At 44.5% G+C, this 21,288-nt stretch carries 22 protein-coding genes and 1 tRNA gene; 19 read left to right on the forward strand and 4 right to left on the reverse strand.

From position 1 onward, the window contains the following. Positions 1-173 precede the first annotated feature (173 nt). From cydA to R7F67_RS09800, 16 genes are all read left to right on the forward strand, one after another. Positions 174-1,760, forward strand: coding sequence for a cytochrome ubiquinol oxidase subunit I (gene cydA / locus R7F67_RS09725; protein WP_005378311.1), 1,587 nt, complete (start codon positions 174-176; stop codon positions 1,758-1,760). Positions 1,761-1,777: 17 nt separating this feature from the next. Then, positions 1,778-2,914, forward strand: a complete 1,137-nt coding sequence (cydB, locus tag R7F67_RS09730) for a cytochrome d ubiquinol oxidase subunit II (RefSeq protein ID WP_170897173.1) — start codon at positions 1,778-1,780, stop codon at positions 2,912-2,914. 12 nt (positions 2,915-2,926) lie between these two features. After that, positions 2,927-3,034, forward strand: a complete 108-nt coding sequence (cydX, locus tag R7F67_RS09735) for a cytochrome bd-I oxidase subunit CydX (protein ID WP_000270284.1) — start codon at positions 2,927-2,929, stop codon at positions 3,032-3,034. Further along, positions 3,027-3,329 (forward strand): cyd operon protein YbgE, encoded by a 303-nt coding sequence (gene ybgE / locus R7F67_RS09740; RefSeq protein ID WP_017820043.1) that lies wholly within the window; start codon positions 3,027-3,029, stop codon positions 3,327-3,329. Before cydX ends, ybgE begins: the two co-directional genes overlap by 8 nt. A 172-nt stretch (positions 3,330-3,501) precedes the next feature. Further along, entirely contained in the window at positions 3,502-3,921 is a 420-nt protein-coding gene (ybgC, locus tag R7F67_RS09745; protein WP_017820044.1) for a tol-pal system-associated acyl-CoA thioesterase, read from the forward strand. Beyond that, a complete protein-coding gene (gene tolQ, locus R7F67_RS09750) occupies positions 3,911-4,609 on the forward strand; it encodes a protein TolQ (protein ID WP_005378301.1) in 699 nt (232 codons plus the stop codon). Before ybgC ends, tolQ begins: the two co-directional genes overlap by 11 nt. A 3-nt stretch (positions 4,610-4,612) precedes the next feature. Beyond that, entirely contained in the window at positions 4,613-5,056 is a 444-nt protein-coding gene (locus R7F67_RS09755) for an ExbD/TolR family protein (protein ID WP_005378298.1), read from the forward strand. 13 nt (positions 5,057-5,069) lie between these two features. Beyond that, positions 5,070-6,137 (forward strand): cell envelope integrity protein TolA, encoded by a 1,068-nt coding sequence (gene tolA / locus R7F67_RS09760; RefSeq protein ID WP_170897172.1) that lies wholly within the window; start codon positions 5,070-5,072, stop codon positions 6,135-6,137. A 12-nt stretch (positions 6,138-6,149) separates the two neighbouring features. Then, positions 6,150-7,502 (forward strand): Tol-Pal system beta propeller repeat protein TolB, encoded by a 1,353-nt coding sequence (gene tolB / locus R7F67_RS09765; protein ID WP_005387925.1) that lies wholly within the window; start codon positions 6,150-6,152, stop codon positions 7,500-7,502. A gap of 30 nt (positions 7,503-7,532) precedes the next feature. After that, on the forward strand, positions 7,533-8,057 hold the full coding sequence (gene pal / locus R7F67_RS09770) for a peptidoglycan-associated lipoprotein Pal (RefSeq protein ID WP_005378293.1): 525 nt from the start codon (positions 7,533-7,535) through the stop codon (positions 8,055-8,057). 15 nt (positions 8,058-8,072) lie between these two features. Next, positions 8,073-8,825: a tol-pal system protein YbgF gene (gene ybgF, locus R7F67_RS09775; protein WP_005387926.1), complete on the forward strand. Its 753-nt coding sequence runs from the start codon at positions 8,073-8,075 to the stop codon at positions 8,823-8,825. A 251-nt stretch (positions 8,826-9,076) separates the two neighbouring features. After that, complete coding sequence (gene nadA / locus R7F67_RS09780) at positions 9,077-10,138, forward strand: quinolinate synthase NadA (RefSeq protein ID WP_064367997.1); 1,062 nt, start codon at positions 9,077-9,079, stop codon at positions 10,136-10,138. Positions 10,139-10,256: 118 nt separating this feature from the next. Continuing rightward, a complete protein-coding gene (locus R7F67_RS09785) occupies positions 10,257-11,300 on the forward strand; it encodes a potassium channel protein (RefSeq protein WP_017635053.1) in 1,044 nt (347 codons plus the stop codon). After that, positions 11,300-11,716 carry a DUF350 domain-containing protein gene (locus R7F67_RS09790; RefSeq protein ID WP_005378281.1) on the forward strand — a complete coding sequence of 139 codons (417 nt, stop codon included), beginning with the start codon at positions 11,300-11,302 and terminating at the stop codon, positions 11,714-11,716. The genes R7F67_RS09785 and R7F67_RS09790 overlap by 1 nt, the downstream gene beginning before the upstream one ends. Positions 11,717-11,724: 8 nt before the next feature. Continuing rightward, positions 11,725-12,294, forward strand: a complete 570-nt coding sequence (locus tag R7F67_RS09795; protein ID WP_054700790.1) for a DUF1190 domain-containing protein — start codon at positions 11,725-11,727, stop codon at positions 12,292-12,294. Positions 12,295-12,302: 8 nt separating this feature from the next. Continuing rightward, positions 12,303-13,469: a glutathionylspermidine synthase family protein gene (locus R7F67_RS09800; protein WP_042522104.1), complete on the forward strand. Its 1,167-nt coding sequence runs from the start codon at positions 12,303-12,305 to the stop codon at positions 13,467-13,469. A gap of 73 nt (positions 13,470-13,542) precedes the next feature. Here the strand turns inward: R7F67_RS09800 and R7F67_RS09805 are convergent, their stop codons facing one another. Then, positions 13,543-14,154 (reverse strand): YecA family protein, encoded by a 612-nt coding sequence (locus tag R7F67_RS09805; protein ID WP_005378278.1) that lies wholly within the window; start codon positions 14,152-14,154, stop codon positions 13,543-13,545. 51 nt (positions 14,155-14,205) lie between these two features. Here R7F67_RS09805 and R7F67_RS09810 point away from each other — a divergent pair, with 51 nt between their 5' ends. The 3 genes from R7F67_RS09810 (at position 14,206) to R7F67_RS09820 (ending at position 17,810) form a co-directional block, all read left to right on the forward strand. Next, positions 14,206-16,626, forward strand: coding sequence for a hybrid sensor histidine kinase/response regulator (locus R7F67_RS09810; RefSeq protein WP_054576387.1), 2,421 nt, complete (start codon positions 14,206-14,208; stop codon positions 16,624-16,626). 502 nt (positions 16,627-17,128) lie between these two features. Next, positions 17,129-17,578: an L-alanine exporter AlaE gene (locus tag R7F67_RS09815; protein ID WP_054575116.1), complete on the forward strand. Its 450-nt coding sequence runs from the start codon at positions 17,129-17,131 to the stop codon at positions 17,576-17,578. A gap of 144 nt (positions 17,579-17,722) precedes the next feature. Beyond that, positions 17,723-17,810: transfer RNA gene (locus R7F67_RS09820), tRNA-Ser, on the forward strand. A 273-nt stretch (positions 17,811-18,083) separates the two neighbouring features. Here the strand turns inward: R7F67_RS09820 and R7F67_RS09825 are convergent. The 3 genes from R7F67_RS09825 to R7F67_RS09835 all read right to left on the reverse strand — a co-directional run bounded on the left by R7F67_RS09825 (position 18,084) and on the right by R7F67_RS09835 (position 20,888). Further along, positions 18,084-18,212, reverse strand: coding sequence for a hypothetical protein (locus tag R7F67_RS09825; RefSeq protein WP_005378275.1), 129 nt, complete (start codon positions 18,210-18,212; stop codon positions 18,084-18,086). A 349-nt stretch (positions 18,213-18,561) separates the two neighbouring features. Beyond that, positions 18,562-19,554: a cytochrome d ubiquinol oxidase subunit II gene (locus R7F67_RS09830; protein WP_017820054.1), complete on the reverse strand. Its 993-nt coding sequence runs from the start codon at positions 19,552-19,554 to the stop codon at positions 18,562-18,564. A gap of 2 nt (positions 19,555-19,556) precedes the next feature. Continuing rightward, the gene (locus R7F67_RS09835; protein WP_318057163.1) at positions 19,557-20,888 is read right to left on the reverse strand and encodes a cytochrome ubiquinol oxidase subunit I; all 1,332 of its coding nucleotides are present in this window, start codon (positions 20,886-20,888) and stop codon (positions 19,557-19,559) included. Between the last annotated feature and the right edge of the window lie 400 nt (positions 20,889-21,288).

The raw sequence follows: 21,288 nt of genomic DNA on the forward strand, positions 1-21,288 counted from the left end.
CAAGTAATATTAGTCCCAGCTATATTAGCTGATGCTTAACAATTAACTAACCAATGAAGCACATTTTTGCAACAATGAGTTGTGATAATTCAACATTTTTCAAGTGTAAATAACACCTGAATATGGATTGCAATATGTAGAGAGTGTCATTCAGCCGACACATAGGAGTTACCATGATTGACGTAGTTGATCTATCGCGGTTGCAGTTTGCACTGACAGCGATGTATCACTTCCTATTCGTACCATTGACCCTTGGTATGGCCTTCCTTCTGGCCATTATGGAATCGATGTACGTAATGACGAACAAGCAAATCTATAAGGACATGACCAAGTTCTGGGGTAAGCTATTCGGTATTAACTTTGCACTTGGTGTGGCGACAGGCCTTACCATGGAGTTCCAGTTTGGTACGAACTGGTCTTACTACTCCCACTATGTAGGTGATATCTTCGGTGCACCGCTAGCGATCGAAGCACTTGTCGCATTCTTCCTGGAGTCAACTTTTGTTGGTCTATTCTTCTTCGGGTGGGATCGTCTATCTAAACGCCAACACTTAGCGGTTACCTGGCTTGTTGCACTAGGCTCTAACTTCTCTGCTCTTTGGATTCTTATCGCAAACGGCTGGATGCAAAACCCAGTAGGCGCAGATTTCAACTTCGAAACCATGCGAATGGAAATGGTGAGCTTCTCTGAGGTTGTACTAAACCCAGTTGCTCAGGTTAAGTTCGTGCATACGGTTGCTTCTGGTTACACTTGTGGCGCAATGTTTATTCTAGGCATCAGTTCATACTACCTATTAAAAGGTCGTGACATTGCGTTTGCTCGTCGTTCGTTTGCTATTGCTGCTTCTTTCGGTATTGCAGCTATCTTATCTACCATCGTTCTTGGTGACGAATCTGGCTACGAGCTTGGTGAAGTTCAAAAAGTGAAACTCGCTGCAATTGAAGCAGAGTGGCACACTGAACCTGCACCTGCTGCATTTACGTTATTTGGTGTTCCTAACCAGGAAACGATGCATACCGATTACGCAATTAAGATCCCTTACGTAATGGGTATTATCGCGACACGTTCTTTTGATGAGCAAGTAACAGGTCTTCGTGATTTACGTGATGAACACGTCGATCGTATTCGTGACGGCATGTACGCTTATGAACTTCTAGAGAAGCTTCGTGCGGGCGATAAGTCAGAAGAAAACATGACTGCGTTTGATGAAGTGAAAGGTGACCTAGGTTACGGTCTACTTCTAAAACGCTACACAGACAATGTTGTTGATGCAACAGAAGAGCAAATCCAAGCTGCTGCGGACGACTCAATCCCAACAGTATGGCCGCTATTCTGGTCATTCCGTATCATGGTTGCTTGTGGCTTCATCATGTTGTTTGTCTTTGGTGCGGCGTTTATCCAAACGTGTCGTCAGAAGATTGAGCAGAAACAATGGATTCTAAAAGCTGCACTATTTAGCATTCCACTACCTTGGATTGCAATTGAAGCGGGTTGGTTCGTCGCTGAGTACGGCCGTCAACCTTGGGCTGTAGGTGAAATTTTACCAGTGCATGTTGCAGCTTCTGCACTAACTGCAGGTGAAATCTGGACTTCACTCTTCGCAATTCTGGCGCTATACACGGTATTCCTGATTGCAGAAGTTTACCTAATGTTGAAATTCGCTCGTAAAGGCCCAAGTAGCCTGAAAACGGGTCGCTACCACTTCGAGCAAAATGCTGACTCTGTTGAAGACAAAGTTAGTCGCCAAGTAGAAGCGTAAGGTAAGGAGATAACAAGATGTTTGATTACGAAATCTTGCGACTCATCTGGTGGGTACTAATCGGTGTTCTACTAGTTGGTTTTGCAGTAACAGACGGTTTCGATATGGGTGTAGGCGCGCTTGTACCTATCATCGGTAAAAACGACACGCAACGCCGTGTCATGATTAACTCAATTGCTCCTCACTGGGATGGTAACCAAGTTTGGCTTATCACTGCTGGTGGTGCACTGTTCGCAGCTTGGCCTTTGGTTTACGCAACGTCATTTTCAGGCTTCTACTTAGCGATGATTTTGACACTAGCAGCGCTATGGCTTCGTCCTTTGGGTCTAGACTACCGCTCTAAAATCGAAGATCCAAAATGGCGCAATACCTGGGATATCTGTATCTCAATCAGTGGTTTTGTTCCGCCAATCATCTTTGGTGTAGCGTTTGGCAACCTTCTACAAGGTGTACCATTCCAATTGAGTGAGTTCTTGATGCCAACATACCATGGCTCATTCTTTGGTCTACTAAACCCATTTGCACTGTTGTGTGGTCTAGTAAGCTTGTTCATGATTTTGATGCAAGGTTCTACTTGGCTACAAATGAAAACAACAGGCGAAGTGCATGTGCGTGCGCGCAACGTTGCTCAGTTGGCTGGTTTACTGACGGTTGCAGCGTTTGTAGCGGCTGGTTTCTGGATCCAAAATATCGATGGCTACGTCATTGTTGGCGGTATCGACACTAACGCAGCTTCTAACCCTCTAAACAAAGAGGTTATCCGTGAAGCTGGTGCGTGGATGAAGAATTTTGAAAACTACCCATTACTATGGGCTGCTCCTGTGATAGGTGTTGCAATGCCGCTTCTCGCTGTATTGGCATCTCGTCTTGAAAAATGTGCGATTTCGTTTATTACTTCAAGCTTGGGTGTTGCTGGTGTTATCTTTACTGCAGGTTTTGCGATGTTCCCATTCATCATGCCTTCAGACTTAATGCCAAGCCACAGCTTAACAATGTGGGATGCAACGTCATCTGAGCTGACTCTGAACCTAATGACAGGCGTTGCGTTTGTTATGGTGCCAATCATCCTTGGTTACACATCTTGGACTTACTACAAGATGTTTGGTCGCCTTGATGACCAGTACATTGAAGACAACAAAAACTCACTTTACTAAGGAGCATTTACTATGTGGTATTTCGCATGGATTCTAGGTGTACTACTTGCTTGTGCATTCGGTATCATCAACGCTCTTTGGCTAGAGCACTCAGAAATGATGGATAAAGACAGTGAGTAACCTCGCTGATAAGGTAGCGAAACTTCACGCACCAATGGATAAGACTCTGCTACGAGTCTTATCTCTCATCCTTGGCTTTATGCACGTAGGATTGGTGATGTGGGACCCTGAAGCTTACCATCAAGCAATTGGTGGTTTTAACTCAATCGTCGCACCAGCACTGATTTGGTCTGTATGTTCAAGCATGGTGTATGGGGTGGGCTTCAAGCCAAGAAACTGGTACTGGCAAGTTTTGTTTAGTCCTTATTTCTCGTTAGCTATCTTAATTTATCTAACGGCACTTTATTTCATTTAGGCTGAAATATGCTGTAATAAAGTCGGTTGCTAAATCATCGAATAAAAGCTAGGTATCTCGCCTAGCTTTTATTTTTTCTACAAATTTCAAAAATATTTCCTTAGCTCGGTACCAATTGCTGTCGCTTCAGTTATAGTAATTACTTTAAAGAATTGAATATATTGGTACTCCCTTGCAAGGCACATCAAATCTCTTTCACTGGCCGATCACCGTGTACTATGAAGACACTGATGCGGGCGGTGTTGTATATCATTCTAATTATCTAAAATTCTTTGAGCGCGCACGGACAGAGATGTTACGTGCTAAAGGCATTTCTCAACATGTGTTACTGGAACAAAATATCGGCTTTGTTGTCCGACACATGGATATCGATTTCAACCAAGGGGCTAGGCTGGACGAGCATCTGACAGTCGTAACCCGAGTGTCAGAAATAAAACGTGCTTCTCTGCAATTCTGTCAAGAGTTGGTCAATGATCAAGGCAAGATATTGTGCAAGGCCTCGGTTAAGGTAGCATGTATCGATAATAAGAAAATGAAACCAATAGCTATTCCAACCTTTATAAATTCGGAGCTAACAAATAGTGACTGCTGATATTTCCATTTTAGATCTCTTTCTTCAGGCCAGTCTGTTGGTAAAGCTTGTGATGCTGACGTTGCTTGGCATGTCAATTGTGTCATGGGCAATGATCATCAAGCGCAGCAAAGTGCTTTCTCAAGCATCAAAAAATGCAGAGCAGTTTGAAGACAAATTTTGGTCGGGTACTGATCTTTCTCAGCTTTACCAAAAAGTAAAAGCGCGTAAAGACGAAATTGAAGGCACAGAAGAAATCTTCTACGCAGGTTTTACAGAGTTTGCTCGCCTACGTAAGAGCAACGCAAATTCACCAGCTTACATCATGGAAGGCACTGGCCGCGCAATGCGCGTTGCTGTTTCTCGTGAAGTTGATGAGCTAGAAACAAGCTTACCGTTTTTGGCAACAGTCGGTTCTATAAGCCCTTATATCGGCCTATTTGGTACCGTTTGGGGCATCATGCACGCCTTTATTGCGCTGGGTGAAGTAAAGCAAGCTACGCTGTCTATGGTTGCACCGGGTATCGCTGAGGCACTTATCGCGACAGCAATGGGTCTATTTGCGGCTATTCCGGCAGTAATGGCGTACAACCGCCTAAGCAATAAAGTGAGTAAACTAGAGCACACTTACGCAACATTTTCTGAAGAATTCCACAGCATCCTTCATCGTCAAGCGATGGCTGGCCGAGACAGCGCGGATAAGGAATAAAGCATGGCGGGTTATCAACCTAAAAAGCGAAAAATGACAGCGGAGATCAACGTTGTTCCGTATATCGACGTAATGCTCGTACTGTTGATCATTTTTATGGCGACCGCTCCATTTGTGACTCAAGGCGTCGACGTTGATCTTCCGAAAACATCGACTGCAGAATCTATGCAAGACCTTGCTGGCGAGACTGACAGTAGCTTTATTATCATCGAAATTGATAGCGAGGGTAATTTAGGCCTAAGCGTCAATGATGAAGAAGTTCAGCGAGGTTTGTCGTTGCAAGATGTTATTGTGCGAGTGAAAGCGGAGCGAGAGGTTAAGCCGGATTCACCAGTTGCGGTAGGTGGCGACGCGGCAACACCATATGCCGATGTTGTTCTATTGCTGGATGAACTAAGTCGAGCTGGTATCCCTAAGGTAGGTCTAATGACCGATATCAGGGAATAGACATCAATTATCTATGAAAGATCACAAGAACAAACCCAACCAATACACCAAACCGATAGCAATATCGGTTGGTTTGCATGCAATTCTAGTTGCAGCCCTGCTTTGGGGGACGGACTTCAATATGTCTAAACCAGAGCCTACAGGGCAAATGGTTCAAGCTGTTGTCATCGATCCAAAACTTGTGCAGCAACAAGCGAAAGAAATTCGCCAGCAACGCGAAAAGGCAGCGAAAAAAGAACAAGAGCGTCTTGATAAACTGAGACGCGAAGCAGAGCAGCTAGAAAAAAACCGCAAAGCTGAAGAAGAGCAAATTCGCAAGTTGAAAGAGCAGCAAGCGAAAGATGCTCAAGCGGCACGAGAAGCAGAAGCTGCGCGTAAGAAAAAAGAGCAAGAGCGCAAGCAGGAAGAAGAACGTGTTCGCAAAGAAAAAGAGCGAGCTGCTAAGCTAGAAAAAGAGCGCAAGGAAAAAGAAGAAGCCGTGCGTAAAGCTGAACAGCAGCGTTTAGCAAAAGAGGCGGCTATCGCAAAAGCTGAGCAAGAACGTTTAGCTCGTGAAAAAGCAGCAAAAGAAGCGGAAGAAAAAGCACGTCGTGAGCGTGAAGCAGCTGAAAAAGCTGAACAAGAGCGCATCGCAAAAGAGAAAGCGGCAAAAGAGGCAGCGGAGCGAGAGCGTAAAGCGAGAGAAGCAGCTGAGCGTGCCGAGCGTGAGCGTAAAGCTCAAGAAGCCGCGTTAGATGATATTTTTGCGGGTCTCGAGGATGAGGTCAGTAAAAACAGTGCTGCGCGCAATCAATTTATTGACGACGAACTTTCTCGTATGTCATCCATCTATACTCAAAATATTCAGCAAAAGCTGATTAAGGATGACTACTTGCTGGGAAAGGAGTGTAGGGTAAACATCAAATTGATTCCGACAGGAACTGATATGATGGTCTCTGGTGTTACCGTTTTGAGTGGTGATGCTCGAGTATGTGCTGCGGCGAAGCGAGCAATAGCTCAGGTAGGGACGTTCCCTAAATCTTCAGAATCAGCGGTCAATGAAAGACTAAAAGACATCAACATAACTGTTGCTTTGGACTAAAAGGAATAAGACGTGATTAGACGCCTTTTACTAGGAATGTTTGTACTGTTTAGCAGTATGACAAATGTGGCGAATGCCGCATTAGAGTTGGTCATTACCGATGGTATTGATTCAGCACGACCAATTGCTGTTGTTCCGTTTAAGTGGGAGGGCACACAAGCGCTTCCAACGGATGTTTCTGCTGTTATCGCCTCGGATTTACAGCGTAGTGGTAAATTCAGCCCAGTTCCAACGAGCAAAATGCCACAAACACCGTTCAGTGAATCAGAAGTTAATTTTGATGCTTGGACCAATTTAGGTGTGGATGCGCTATTGACTGGTTCAATCAAGCAAAACGACCAAGGTGACTACGTTATCAACTATCAACTTGTTGATATTGTGCGTGGTCAGTTAACAGGTGGGAAGAGTAAGGCGCTTGGTAGTGACGGTGAATTAGTCCTGTCAAAAGATCATGTGCTGTTCAATAAAGTAGCCACTGTTCAAGGGCCTCGTATGCGTGAGTACGCTCACCGTATCTCTGATTTGGTGTATGAGCAGTTAACTGGCGACCGTGGCGCTTTCATGACTCGTATCGCATATGTGGTAGTGAACGATAAAGACCGTTTCCCTTACCAACTTCGAGTCGCTGATTACGATGGCTACAATGAGCGTCTGGTTTTACGCTCTAAACAACCATTAATGTCACCAGCGTGGTCCCCCGATGGTAAAAAGCTTGCATATGTTAGCTTCCAAAATGGCCAAGCAGAAATCTTCATCATGAACATCTACACCGGTGAACGTGAGAAAATTACTTCATACCCACGTCACAATGGTGCGCCAAGATTTTCGCCAGATGGCAATAAGTTAGCGATTGTTCTTTCTAAAACAGGCTCGCTTCATGTTTATACGTTTGACCTTAACACTCGTAAGCTGACGCAAATTACGCGTGGCAGATCAAATAATACGGAACCGTTCTGGCATCCGGATGGAAAATCGTTGATTTTCACATCGGATAGGGGTGGTAAACCACAGATTTATCAAGTAAATTTGGGCAGCGGTTCTATTGACCGTTTGACTTGGCAAGGCAGCCAAAATTTGGGTGGTCAGATTACTCCTGATGGGCGATTCCTAGTTATGGTGAACCGCAGCAACGCAGGATTTAATTTGGCGAAACAAGATTTGGAAACTGGTGCTCTTCAAGTCTTAACTAAGACCTTGCTTGATGAGTCTCCTAGTATTGCCCCAAACGGTGGCATGGTTGTGTATAGCTCGATTTACAACAAGAAAAACGTACTATCGATGGTGTCAATTGATGGTCGATTCAAAGCTAGATTACCGGCAACAAATGGGCGTGTTCGAGCGCCTGCATGGTCACCGTTTTTGTAGTAATAAGTTTGATTAATAAAGGAAAATAAGATGCAACTGAACAAGGTTCTAAAAGGGCTACTAATCGCGCTTCCTGTAATGGCTGTTACAGCGTGTAGTTCAAGCGACGACGCTGCTTCTAACACTGGTGCAGCAACAAACAACAATGGCGCAGTGGAAACAACAGTAGCTACGCCAATTGATCAAAGCGGTCAGTTGACAGAGCAAGAGCTAAAAGAGCAAGCGCTACGTGAAACTCAAACAATCTACTTTGCTTTTGACAACTCAACAATTGCAGCAGATTACGAAGAGATGCTAGCGGCTCACGCTTCTTACCTAAGCAAGAACCCAGCACTTAACGTAACTATCGAAGGTCACGCTGATGAGCGCGGTACACCTGAGTACAACATTGCTCTAGGTGAGCGTCGTGCACAAGCAGTAGCGAACTACCTACAAGCACTAGGTGTTCAAGCTGACCAAATCTCAATCGTTAGCTACGGTGAAGAGAAGCCACTTCTTCTAGGTCAATCAGATGAAGTTTACGCTAAGAACCGTCGCGCGGTTCTAGTATACTAATTCGAGGTAATCCTCATGTTCAGTAACACTAAGCGCGCTGTTGCGCTTACGTTACTGGCAAGTGCAGCGAACTTTGCGTTCGCTGCACCAGCTCCAGTATCCGATCTCAACAGCACATCATCCGTCTCTAAGAGCCGTTCATCTGAAACGGAAGTAGAGCGTCTAGAACGTTTGCTACAAAATCGCAATCGCGTTCAGCTCCAAATGCAACAGCAAATTGACCAAATGTCACAAGAGATCAGTGAATTGCGTGGTCAATTAGAGCGAAATAGCTACGAAATGAAACAAATGTTGCAACGTCAACGAGAGTTGTTTGTCGAGCTGGATCGTGTTCGTGGAGAGATAAAATCCGCGCCTGCGCAAGAAGCGAAACCGGCTAAAACAGGTGGTCAGTACACACCAAATGTTGATGAGCAAACGGCATACCAAAATGCAGTCGACCTCATCCTCAAGAAACGTGACTACACTGGCGCAATTGCAGCGTTCCAGCAGTTCCAGAAAGATTATCCTGATTCTACATATTCAGCGAATTCTCACTATTGGCTAGGTCAGTTGTACTTCGCTAAAAAGCAGGATGAGGATGCAGTGAAAAGTTTTGCCGCTGTTGTGTCTTATAAAGACTCCAATAAGCGAGCCGATGCGTTGCTTAAGTTAGGCGAAATCGCTGAGCGTAATAACAATGCAGCTCAAGCGAAAAAGTACTACCAACAAGTGGTTGATGAATACCCAGGTAGTGCATCTGCAAAACTTGCCAGCTCTAAGCTGTAAGACGTTATGTTTTGAAAAGGAAGCTTCGGCTTCCTTTTTCTTTTCCATTTTCTGTTGGTGCAGAACGGCTAAGTCGATAGCAATGATGCAGAGCCTCTGACCTTATGTTGCACCGAATTTCGCTACTCGGAAATGCTACCTGTAACAAAGATATACGGCTAGACCGCTAGAAATCCCCGCGACAAGTTGGTTTTTGAAAATTAACGAGGTTACAATACTCGGATTAAAGGAAGTTGCGTAGAGCAAGAGCAATGAGCCATATATTAGATAAAATCGACACTGTTTACCCATTCCCACCGAAACCAGTTCCATTAAGCGAAGAAGAAAAAGCATCTTACATTGAGCGTATTAAAAAGTTACTCAAAGAAAAAGATGCGGTACTTATCGCGCACTACTATACCGACCCTGAGATTCAAGCCCTAGCTGAAGACACTGGCGGGTTTGTTGGTGACTCGTTGGAAATGGCGAAGTTTGGTAATCGTCACCCTGCAAGTACATTGATTATTGGTGGTGTTCGCTTTATGGGCGAGTCGGCCAAAATTCTGACACCAGAAAAGCGCATTCTAATGCCAACGTTGGAAGCGGAATGTTCGCTTGACCTTGGCTGTCCTGCGGATAAGTTCAGCGAGTTTTGTGATGCTCACCCTGATCATACGGTTGTAGTTTACGCAAATACTTCAGCAGCGGTTAAAGCCCGTGCCGACTGGGTCGTTACATCGAGCATTGCGCTTGAAATCGTGGAACACTTAGACGCTGAAGATAAGCCAATTATTTGGGGACCAGACCGTCACCTAGGATCGTACATCGCTAACAAAACTGGCGCAGATATGCTGCTTTGGCAGGGTGAGTGTGTGGTTCATGATGAGTTCTCTGCTGATGCGCTACGAAAAATGAAGAGCGTGTATCCAGATGCGGCTATTTTGGTTCACCCTGAGTCACCAGCAAGCGTCGTAGAACTTGCCGATGCCGTTGGATCAACGAGTCAGCTGATCAAAGCAGCGAAAGAGCTTCCTCACAAACAAATGATCGTTGCGACAGACAAAGGTATTTTCTTTAAAATGCAGCAACTTGTGCCAGAAAAAGAACTTATCGAAGCACCAACCGCAGGTGCAGGCGCAACATGTCGCAGCTGTGCACACTGTCCTTGGATGGCAATGAACGGTTTGAAAGCAATTGAGAAAGCGCTTAGTGAAGGTGGTGAAGAGCACGAGATTTTTGTTGACGAAGAACTGCGTGTTAAATCCCTTATACCACTTAACCGCATGCTAGATTTTGCTGAGCAGCTAAATATGCAAGTGAAAGGTAATGCTTAAAAAGTAGGCGTTACTGAAAGTAAATCTCAAAAACCAGCCGAATATGGCTGGTTTTTTTGTGTCTTACTATCAATGAGTTACTATTGATGCAATCAATGAATATCGAGATCATAAATTTATGGCGGTGTGGTTAGTAGTTAAAAAGTGGCTTAGTTCCCACCTTTTTAAATTGAGCAACCGAAGCCTTCTCATCTTTAGTGGCTTATATGTGAGCCTTTCATGGTGGCTGCTGGTTCTCGCTGGTGAAACAGCATTAACAGACAGTTTCGCTAACTTTATCTATTACCTCATGGTTACGGCGAGTACGGTGGGTTATGGCGACCATTCTCCAGTAACAGATTTGGGTAAATGGGTTGTCGTACTATTTGTAATCCCCGGCGGTTTGAGCTTATTCGCCGCATTATTGGGGCGTGTCGCTGGAGCAGCGATGGACTATTGGCGAGCGGGTATTTTAGGAAAACGGAGAGTAAGAGTGGAGAACCATATTGTATTGTTGGGCTGGAATGGATCGAGAACGATGCACCTTATTCGCATGTTACAACATGAAGAAGAGGGAAAGCGTCCGATTGTTTTATGCAGCCGTTCAGAAATAGAGAACCCGTTACCTGGCGAAATCAGTTTTATCAAAGTGACCAGTTATACCGATTCGCAAGAAATGAAAAACGCCAATATTGCCGAAGCCGCTTGCATTATTGTGGATAATCTCTCGGACGACATTACCTTGTCAGCCGCTCTATACTGCGCATCTGTAAACCCTTCCGCTCATTTGGTCGCTTACTTTAAAGATGAAGCGCTAGGCCGACTTCTAAGTCAGCATTGCCCGAAAGCGGAATGCATACCTGCTGTTGGCGCAGAAATGTTGGCAAAAGCGGCGGTTGACCCGGGCTCAAGTGCGCTTCATCAGGAGCTTTTGGCTTCAACACGAGGTATGACGCAATACTCAGTTATTTATCCTGAGGGGCAGTCTGCCACCACTATTGAGAATCTCTTCGTTTTTCTCAAAAGACGCCATCATGCCACGCTGATTGCTTTTGATATTGGCGATGGTATTCAACTCAACCCAGATTTAGATGCTGAAGTACCCGCGAGTACCAAGCTGTTTTACATTGCAGATGAACGTATTGAAGATTTTGCCTGGAAAGAAATGAACAAGGAACAATAATGCACATGATTGCTGGCCTGTTAGCAGGCTTCCCAAACTTTTTACTCTATTTCTCTGTTTCTATTATTTTTGTATTGGCGTTTAAGTTCATCTACGTCAAGTTGACGCCATACGATGAGTGGCATCTGATTAAAGAAAAACAAAATACAGCAGCAGCGATTGCGCTAAGTGGGGCCTTCCTTGGTTATTGTCTCGCGATTTCGGGGGCGGCAAAAAACTCGGTCAATATCGTCGATTTTATGGTGTGGGGCGTTGTTGCAATGCTTGCTCAAATTATCGCATTTGCAATTGTACGCTTTATTTTACTTCCGAAAGTGGCAGAGCGTATCGAAAAAGATGAACTGCCAGCCGGTATTGTATTAGCCGCAGTTTCTGTTTCGGTCGGCGTATTGAATGCCGCTTGCATGACTTACTAGGAGGAACGATGAAGCGGAGTTCTAACGTTAAACGTTCTTCCATGGACAAAAGCTTAAAGCTTGGGAAAATCCTTCCCTTTGCTGCCTTTGGTGGTATTTTCTTCTTTGCTACGTACGAGTCAAAAACAGAAGGGTACATTTTTTCTGATGCTGATGAGTGTAAATCTAACTCGCCTGAGTTTAGTGAACAGTGTGACATTGCATACCAAGAAGCTTTAGCTCGTGCCGAACAAAATGCCCCTCGCTACCGCAGCGAGTTCGAATGCGAGAATGATTTCTACGAGGATGATTGTTACTACAGTTCCAGTTCCCGAGCTTATGTACCTAACTTTGGCGGTTTTTTTTACAGTCGCTCATTAAGCGGGTTGAAAGGTTATAACAAGAGCTATTACTCAGAGCCGATGTACCGTTATAAATCCAAATTCTATAATGGATCAGGACAATTCTTTGGCTCCTACCGAAATCAGCCGACCAAAGTTGCGACGAATAGCCTTAATAAACGTGGTGGCCGCACCATTGGCAGGGTGATGTCTCGAGGCGGGTTTGGTAAAGCGGTGTCGGTCAGTCGAGGCGGTTAAAAAGCACTATGTTTCGACGAGAAATACAAGAGCGCGAAAACTGGCGTGAATTAGCACGCCAGTTTGGTTTTGGTTTCCATACCATGTATGACCAACCGTATTGGGATGAGAGTGCTTACTATCAATTCACGCTGGAGCAAATTGAGCGCGATATAGAAGCGCCCACTGAAGAGCTGCATCAGATGTGCCTGGCTATTGTGGATGAAGTCGTTCGGAGTGAGCGGTTGCTGACGCAATGTGCGATCCCTGAATCTATGTGGGAGCAGGTCGCTTCTTCATGGAGACGAAGCGAACCTTCGCTTTATTCGCGGCTGGATTTCGCGTACAACGGGACCTCGCCAGCAAAATTACTGGAAAACAATGCGGATACGCCAACCAGCTTGTTTGAAACTGGCTTTTGGCAGTGGGTGTGGCTAGAAGATGTTGTAAATAAAGGTCGAGTTCACCAGAGCGCGGATCAATTCAATATTCTTCAAGACTTTTTGATCGAGCGCTTTGCCGAAATAGCAAAATACCAACCAGGACAAACACTTCACTTTAGCTGCTGCAAGTACACTGAAGAAGATAAAGGGACTGTCCAGTATTTAGAGGATTGCGCGCGAGAGGCAGGGTTAGCAACGGCATTCGTGCATGTCGAAGATATTGGAGTTACGGAAGATGGTCTGTTTGTGGATGCTGACGACAGAGCGATTCGTTGGATGTTTAAGCTTTACCCTTGGGAGTTTATGTTTGAAGAGGAATATGCGAAGTACTTAGCGACTGCGAACGTAAACTGGTTAGAACCGATGTGGAAGTCGATTCTATCCAATAAAGCACTTTTACCGTTATTGTGGGAGCGCTTTCCTAATCACCCGAACCTTTTGCCCGCTTATTTTGCTAACGATTCAAAAGCGAACACTATGAGAGATTATGTCATCAAGCCACTATTTTCTCGAGAGGGCGCGAACATCGAGATCGTCATCGATGGAAAACGTTTTGTTAAAACGTCAGGGCCTTATGAATCTAAATTCAATATCGTCCAGCAATACCATCCACTACCTAAGTTTGGGCACAACCATACGTTAATTGGCAGTTGGTTGGTCAATGATAGAGCTGCCGGTATTTCGATTAGGGAAGACAGTAGCTTAGTGACTCAAGATATGGCGCGGTATATTCCACATGTAATTTTAACATGATCAAAAAAGCTCTCCATTTGGAGAGCTTTTTGTCTATTCAGCCGTTCAATCTTGATGGTCGACAGCGTTGCGTCTATTGTTCTTCAGCTAATGCAACACCGCGCTGGGTAAGACCACATAACATCACTGGCATTGCATTGAAGATCTCTTCAAACTGCTCTAAGCCTTCCATACCTTGTTCGGCCAATGTTTCAATGGTTGTTTCTGGGTCGTAAAGCATAGTAAGAGAAAGTAAAACACCACCGAGTAGGGCATTATCTTCGCTATCCTCAGGCATCAACGTTTCCCAGTCATCACGCGCAAGTTGCCAGCCTTGTAATACACCTTCACAGAAATCGCGAGCCTGACTTGTTACAATGTCTTGCTCATCTAGCGCGCACCCTGCAGGCCACTGCCAAGTGCCTTCTAGGAGAGCGGGACGAGTTTGGTTCCACATTTGTACAATCTCGTCAATGTACTGCTCTAGTTGTTCACCGTCAGTAAATGGCGCTGTTTCTTCTCCACCCCATAAGAATGGCAACCACTCTTGAGGCATTAATACGTTTGGCGCTGCAGCCATCGCTGTTACAAAGCCTTGAGTTTTTGCTAGGTTTAGTAGTTTACCGTCAAGTTCTGGGAGAGAAAGGATGTCTTGTAGTTTCAAAATAGAATACCATTTGTTAATGGGCTGGTTGATTGCGCTCATCTTACCAATCAATTAGTGATAAATCGATATTAGGGAATGATTCACACATCTATGGAAATTCGCTCATCACTTAGAAAAAAAAGCATTCTCGCCCTAACACTTTACCTGTGCTTCTTTATCGCCACTATCGGTTCTGTCGCCTATTTGGTTGTTGAGCCACCGGTTAGACAAAAGCTAGAGCAAAACCTAGAGTTACGTACCCAACTCCTGGCTCTTGAGATAAAAGAGCCCCTCCTCAGTTCTACAGGTGTATTGAGCAGCTTAGTAGGGCTAGCCCAAGGGACTGAAAATATTCAATCTCTCAACACAATAATTCCACATATACTTCAATTGAGTGACAAGATGCTTGTTAGTGGTGGCGTATGGCCTAAACCCGAACTAAAAGCAGAACAATGGAGATATAAAAGTCTATTCTTCAATAAAAACAGTGATAGTGGTATTGACCAAATTCACTCCTACAATAACCCCGAATCTGGCGGTTATGATAATGAAGCCTGGTATGTCGCTGCCGCCGATGCTCCGGTAGGTTCTGTTAGTTGGTCTACGGTTTACATCGATACCTTTACTCAGGTCCAGATGATTACCGCGTCTTCTCCGTACTACCAAAACGGTCGATTCGCTGGAGTTGTAACGGTAGACCTATCACTTGATGCACTTTTTCAGTTTATTCGAGAGCACACGAACCAGCATTCTTTGGGGGTAGTGGTTCGCGATGCTGACTCAAACGTGATTATTGAACACAACTTTCAACTGACGGACGAAATTTATGTCAGCGAGCTTGATTTCGGAGAGTTCGATTGGCGCATGGAAGTTGTCAACGCAAAAGCTAAAGTCGCCGATCAAGTGTTTGAACAAGTGATGAGCGTTGAGGGGAGGATCATTCCATTTTTGCTCTTGTGTGTCTTGGTCGGTTACTACTTACTGAATCGCTATATTGTTGAACCAATTGTTCGCATTGCCGCTAAGATTGATGACTCGAAAACTGGTGGGATCATAGATATTGACTACGATAGCGATGACGAAATCGGACAGCTTATCGAGAAGTTCAATGAAAAGACGATCTATTTAGAGCAGGAGAGAATAAAAGCTCAGGCTTCGACAAACGCTAAAACGGCATTCTTAGCCACATTGTCCCACGAGATTCGCACACCAATGAACGGTGTACTAGGAACTGCCCAGATACTGTTAAAAACACCACTTACCGATGAGCAGCGTAAGCACCTGAGAACACTTTATGATTCAGGTGATCACATGATGACATTACTCAATGAGATTTTAGATTACTCAAAAATTGAACAAGGGCATGTTGAGTTTGAAAATAAGCCTTTCCCAATTGAGTCGATTATCGGCAGTATCAAGAGTGTTTATCAAACGCTATGTGCAGAAAAAGGTCTTCGCTTTAGAGTAGTCTCGCATTTACCAACGGGTCGTTGGTACAACAATGACAAAGCCCGTTTGCGTCAAGTACTGTTCAATCTACTCAATAACGCTGTTAAGTTCACCGATCGTGGCATCGTAGAGGTAGAGCTAGCCGAGAAATCGAGTAAGGCTGGCACCAAGCTGATACTAAAGGTAAAAGATACAGGGATTGGTATTTCAAAAGAGGCACAAAAACGCATTTTTCGTCCTTTTGAGCAAGCAGAGTCATCAACGACTAGACGGTTTGGTGGTACAGGGCTTGGTTTAGCAATAGTCAAAGAAATCGCGGAACATATGGGTGGGCAAGTGGTTGTAGAGAGTCAGGAGGACGCTGGAACGACTTTTACTGTCGAAATTGCCCTTACACCTTGCAAGCCGGGTAAAGTAGAGTCAATCAATACACATAAATTGAACTGTAAAGGGTTGAAAGCACTCATTGTTGAAGACAACCGAACAAATGCGATCATTATGGAAACTTTCCTCCGAGCCAAGGGCTTTGAGTGCACAAGTGTCGAAAATGGTCAGCTTGCAGTCGATGAGGTTGCGAGCAAACCATTTGATTTGATACTGATGGATAATCATATGCCTGTTCTAGATGGCGTTGGGGCCATATCAGCCATTCGAGCAATGAGTTCACCTGCTAAGTCGGTACTGATTTTTGGCTGTACAGCGGATGTGTTCAAAGAAACACAAGAACGTATGATTAATGTAGGAGCAGACCACATAATAGCGAAACCAATAGTGGAGTCTGAATTAAATGATGCACTGTATCTTCATGCGACACAGTTATATCAGTACCAATCGGACTTTGATGGAAATGCAGCAGATAGCTTTAATGCTGAAAAGTGGTTACTCAACTTCTATGTCGCTCTAGATAATGGACATCTTAATGAAGCACTTGAGGCTATTTCAGCGATCATTGCGGAGGCTCCCCTTGAACTCAGTGACGACGTTTCTTCAGTCGCTGAACGGATAAGAAGTAACTTAAAGCGTCAGCAATCCCCAGACCAAGATGATATCGATACATTAACGATTTTGCTGGCCTCACCATAACTGAATCAATATGGCGCAACTGTGAATTGTTCTTACTATTCATACGTCATCCAGCTTCGTGACAAACTCTTCTAACCTGCAATGAACAGGCTTGCAGTTTTACTTTTACGAGTAAAGCAGCAAGACCTTCTACTGTGATTATATCGGTAATACTCTGAATTTTCGCAGCTTGGTAGCATAAGCTATAGGAGTGACTGTTTACAGTCCGAGTTTTGTTCTAACTTTACGTCAAAATAATTATCGTAACCCCTTTTTATGTAAGTGAAATCCGTGTTTTTGTACCATTTTTACGTAATTTTAGGCGTTTTTACTCGTCATTGGTGAAAAAAACTACTTTTACTTTAAAAGTTGGTTATAAATTTACAACTTAATTTTAAATACAGAGCCATAAGCTAGTTTTTGTGTGTTCTAATTGCGTCATTAACTGGCTTGGTGTCTTTTTAGTGGTTAATAGTTTTATTATTTTTATTAATTGCAGTGTTTGATTTTAAGGGTTTTGTAAATGAAGTCTCGTGGACCATTTTGTATTCGTCACGCCGCAGCGGATACCTTTGCTATGGTTGTTTTTTGCTTTATCACAGGGATGATTGTCGAGATTTTGATTTCAGGGATGACATTTGAGCAATCTCTAGCATCGCGTACGCTATCGATTCCAGTGAATATCGCCATTGCTTGGCCGTATGGGGTTTTTCGTGATTGGGTGCTGCATCAAGGTAGTAAGGTGTCACCGTCTTCCTTTATGAAAAACATCTCTGATCTGGTCGCTTATGTACTATTTCAATCTCCAGTTTATGCGGGTATCTTATTCGCAGTTGGCGCGTCTACAGATCAAATTGTGACCGCAGTGGCAAGTAACGCTGTTATTTCTTGTGGCATGGGTGTGTTGTATGGGTACTTCTTGGACATGTGCCGCCGTTGGTTCCGTGTTCCCGGTTATTCTCAAAGCATCTAAATGCCCCAGTTTTGCTCAATTTAGTTACTTAGTGAGCAATCGATTCGAAAAGGGCGCTTTTTTTTATGTTTAGCCTTGACCATCAGGCACATAATCATTAAATTAGCGCCTCGTTAGCCAATGATGCTAACCAAAATTTGATTCGGTGAGTTGTCCGAGTGGCTGAAGGAGCACGCCTGGAAAGTGTGTATACGGCAACGTATCGAGAGTTCGAATCTCTCACTCACCGCCACATTCTAAAAGGTCTGATTTGTCAGGCCTTTTTTCGTATCTACACTAAAGTAATGCGTCATTGAAAGTACACAAGAGTGCTCAAGGTGCAAGCGCCATTCTATCTACAAGCCAACTATTCACATCTCACCTCTATACAACGCCAAAATTGAAGATGCTATACAGAGGCAGCCATAATCTGATTGGTGCGGGTTAGCACATCCGCTTTAATCTAGAATTTAGCACCCATATCACATGAGGTATGAATACGGCCACAAGAATGAACGTAGTGCTACTAGATGCTAAGCAAAACAGCCATGAACACGAATACAACAGCAATCATACCAAAGAGATCTGTGTTTAGATTGAGGTCATCAGGGTTAAATTTTTCAATGCTTTGCGTCGTTTTGCATCTTATCTTCATGTTCTTGTCCTTATTTCATGTACGATTTCAACAGCAACATAACATGCAATTGAGTGTTCACAAGTCATAAAAAGCATAAGTATACTTGCACCACATTGAGCGCAAAAAATACTCAAAGCGTTTTAAAGTGGCGGTCTACCTTTTGTAACATCAAATATTCTTTCTGTTTTTGTGCCTGTATCGCTATAGTTGAGAAACGGTTATCTCGTTCTAGTTAGGAACAAACTACTGGCTGCCGCTACATTCTCTCAGCGTTCCCACTCAGTCGCCTTGGGTAGATACTTTAGTCGTTGAGTACTGCAAAAAAACGCCGCATGAGCAGCGGCGCTTTGTTGAGGAATTCCCTTTCCTACTTGTAGCTAAGTTCTGTCGCTTTGCCTTTGAAGATCCGGTATACCACAAAGGTGTAAAGCAATATCACCGGCATAACAATCATCACACCGTAGCCCACGATTATTAACGTCGCAGGCGAGGAGGCAGCTTGTTGTGCGGTCATTAATCCCGGCACAACTTCTGGGAAGAAGCTATACGCAAGCCCGAGAAAGCTCAACGCGAAAATGACAGTGACACCAAAGAAAGGCCAGCGCACACCCAGATCATTCACCATTGGAACCTGACGCAAATAGCGATCAACTAGGAAGATGGTTGCCAATACAATTAACGGAACTGGGGCAAGCAACAAGATTTCTGGGAAGCTGAACCAACGCAAGGCAACTTGTTGATTTACAATTGGGTTTACAACGCTAACCACCAAGATTCCTAAGGCTGCTAACCAACCAGCACGGCGAGACCAACGGGCCGAGCGTATTTGCAAATCACCTTCCGTTTTTAGTACTAACCATGCGCCACCGATGTAAACGTACGCCGCCGCTACACAAAGTGCGCTTAACCAAGCAAAGCCAAATGCTTCGGTTGATTGTTCAAATCCCATGATGTAACGACCCACCATGTAGCCTTGGGTTAGCGCGGTGACTAACGAGCCAATTCTGAAGCACCAATCCCAGTGAGGTTTATGATCCGAGTTCGCTTTGGCTCGGAAGTCGAACGCCACGCCACGCATGATCAGTGCGATAAGCATAATCGCGGTCGGCATATAAAGTTCCGTCAAAATCAAGCTATGAGCAGTAGGAAAGGCAATCAGCAGAATACCGACGGCTAACACCAACCACGTTTCATTCGCATCCCAGAAAGGGCCGATAGACGCTATCATTCGGTCACGTTGCGCTTCATTATCACTCGGTAAAAGGATACCGACGCCAAGATCGTAGCCGTCGAGCACGGCATACATAAAGACCGAGAAGCCAAGCAGCAGAAGATAAATTTCTGGTAGATAGTCGAGCATGATTAGGCCTCTTGTTGTGTCAGTGGGACTTCATGGGCTGCAACGTCTTTGCGCGCCAAATAGAATAGGGTATGGATGTACGCAACCAGCAATGCAGCATAAATGGCTAAGTACATAATGAGCGAAGTCATCACGCTACTGCTCGCAACCGTGGTGACGGCTTCGGATGTTCGCAATACACCGCTGACCAACCAAGGTTGTCGACCAATCTCAGTAACATACCAACCCGCCAGTGTGGCTATCCAACCAGAGAACGTCATGGCTAATGCCGTGTACAGGTAAGGTTTAGGTAGCGCTTTTTTACGTGCTAGCTTCACCGCGCCATACCAGCTAACAAGCAACATAAGGACACCAACACCAACCATCACGCGGAAACCAAAGAACAAGGGCTTCACTGGCGGGTGGTCAGGTGCAAACTCGTTAAGTCCTTGGATTTCCCCATCTAAGTCATGCGTAAGAATCAAACTCGCCAGCTTTGGGATGCCCACTTCAAAATCATTGCTGCGAGTTTCTTCATTTGGCATCGCAAACAGAAGAAGAGGCGCGCCTTGCTCGGTCTCCCACACGCCTTCCATCGCTGCGATTTTTGCAGGTTGATGTTCAAGCGTGTTTAACCCGTGAAGGTCACCGACAAAGATTTGAATTGGGATGAATCCAGCCGCCGCGAACAGCGCGACTTTTAGGCCAAGTTTGGCTGAGCGGTGATCTGGCTTTTTCATTATTTGATAAGCTGAGATACCCGCAATCAAGAAGCTGGCAGTCAGCGCCGATGCTAATAGCGTGTGCAGAAGACGGTAAGGTAAAGAAGGATTGAAAATAACTTCCTTCCAACTGGTTACATGTACAATTCCGTCAATCACTTCATAGCCACTTGGTGTGTGCATCCAGCTGTTAAGCACTAGAATCCAAAACGCGGACATACTTGTCCCAACAGCAACCAGAACGGTGGCGAGAGTATGAACCCATTCCGGCACTCGTCCTCGTCCAAAAAGCATCACGCCAAGGAAGGTGGCTTCCATAAAGAAGGCGGTCATCACTTCGTATCCGAGCAATGGTCCTGCTACGTTACCGACTCGTTCCATAAAGCCTGGCCAGTTGGTACCAAACTGGAAACTCATCGTAATGCCGGATACTACACCTAAGGCGAAAGTAAGAGCGAATATCTTGACCCAGAAGTAATAAACATCGAGCCATACGGGGGCTTGGGTGCGGTTATATCGCCACTTGAAAAACACCAACATCCATGCCAACGCGATGGTGATGGTCGGGAAGAGAATGTGAAAGCTGATATTGGCCGCGAACTGGATCCGCGACAGCATGAGGGTATCTAACATCTTGGTTCCTCAAAAACGTGCCATACTAAAAATCGTGTCTATCTGTAATTTAGTTACGAAAAGTCGGGCAGTTTGGATTCATGTATCGAGAAATACAGGTGATTCTGTTTTCTTCTAACCATGATTTATATCAACTAAGGGAAAGAAAGGAGTGTAGGAAATTGTCTCAAAATGCCACTAATAGTCGCGAGAAGTGAGTAAAAGAAAGCAAATGTAACTGAAGGAGCATGGATTAAGATTAGTTCGAATTATCCTTATGATGGTTTCGATAATCCTGAAATAAAATTACAAAAACAATATTTTTAGTAAGGAAAATTGCCTTGCCTTCACTTTGAACCTCCATACTATTTATACACTAGTCATGTCGAGATCATCTCAAACACAGCAAACTTACTGGCAG

The organism is Vibrio sp. YT-17 (assembly GCF_033337375.1).
GTDB classification, from domain to species: Bacteria; Pseudomonadota; Gammaproteobacteria; order Enterobacterales; family Vibrionaceae; genus Vibrio; species Vibrio alginolyticus.

Coding starts and splice junctions, on each gene's coding strand:
- R7F67_RS09815 (WP_054575116.1), top strand. CDS start 17,129: ATGAAGTCTCGTGGACCATTTTGTATTCGTCACGCCGCAGCGGATACC.
- R7F67_RS09795 (WP_054700790.1), top strand. CDS start 11,725: ATGAAGCGGAGTTCTAACGTTAAACGTTCTTCCATGGACAAAAGCTTA.
- R7F67_RS09790 (WP_005378281.1), top strand. CDS start 11,300: ATGCACATGATTGCTGGCCTGTTAGCAGGCTTCCCAAACTTTTTACTC.
- cydA (WP_005378311.1), top strand. CDS start 174: ATGATTGACGTAGTTGATCTATCGCGGTTGCAGTTTGCACTGACAGCG.
- R7F67_RS09810 (WP_054576387.1), top strand. CDS start 14,206: ATGGAAATTCGCTCATCACTTAGAAAAAAAAGCATTCTCGCCCTAACA.
- pal (WP_005378293.1), top strand. CDS start 7,533: ATGCAACTGAACAAGGTTCTAAAAGGGCTACTAATCGCGCTTCCTGTA.
- R7F67_RS09825 (WP_005378275.1), bottom strand. CDS start 18,212: ATGAAGATAAGATGCAAAACGACGCAAAGCATTGAAAAATTTAACCCT.
- R7F67_RS09800 (WP_042522104.1), top strand. CDS start 12,303: ATGTTTCGACGAGAAATACAAGAGCGCGAAAACTGGCGTGAATTAGCA.
- cydX (WP_000270284.1), top strand. CDS start 2,927: ATGTGGTATTTCGCATGGATTCTAGGTGTACTACTTGCTTGTGCATTC.
- R7F67_RS09835 (WP_318057163.1), bottom strand. CDS start 20,888: ATGTTAGATACCCTCATGCTGTCGCGGATCCAGTTCGCGGCCAATATC.
- nadA (WP_064367997.1), top strand. CDS start 9,077: ATGAGCCATATATTAGATAAAATCGACACTGTTTACCCATTCCCACCG.
- tolA (WP_170897172.1), top strand. CDS start 5,070: ATGAAAGATCACAAGAACAAACCCAACCAATACACCAAACCGATAGCA.
- cydB (WP_170897173.1), top strand. CDS start 1,778: ATGTTTGATTACGAAATCTTGCGACTCATCTGGTGGGTACTAATCGGT.
- R7F67_RS09830 (WP_017820054.1), bottom strand. CDS start 19,554: ATGCTCGACTATCTACCAGAAATTTATCTTCTGCTGCTTGGCTTCTCG.
- R7F67_RS09785 (WP_017635053.1), top strand. CDS start 10,257: ATGGCGGTGTGGTTAGTAGTTAAAAAGTGGCTTAGTTCCCACCTTTTT.
- R7F67_RS09805 (WP_005378278.1), bottom strand. CDS start 14,154: ATGAGCGCAATCAACCAGCCCATTAACAAATGGTATTCTATTTTGAAA.
- ybgF (WP_005387926.1), top strand. CDS start 8,073: ATGTTCAGTAACACTAAGCGCGCTGTTGCGCTTACGTTACTGGCAAGT.
- R7F67_RS09755 (WP_005378298.1), top strand. CDS start 4,613: ATGGCGGGTTATCAACCTAAAAAGCGAAAAATGACAGCGGAGATCAAC.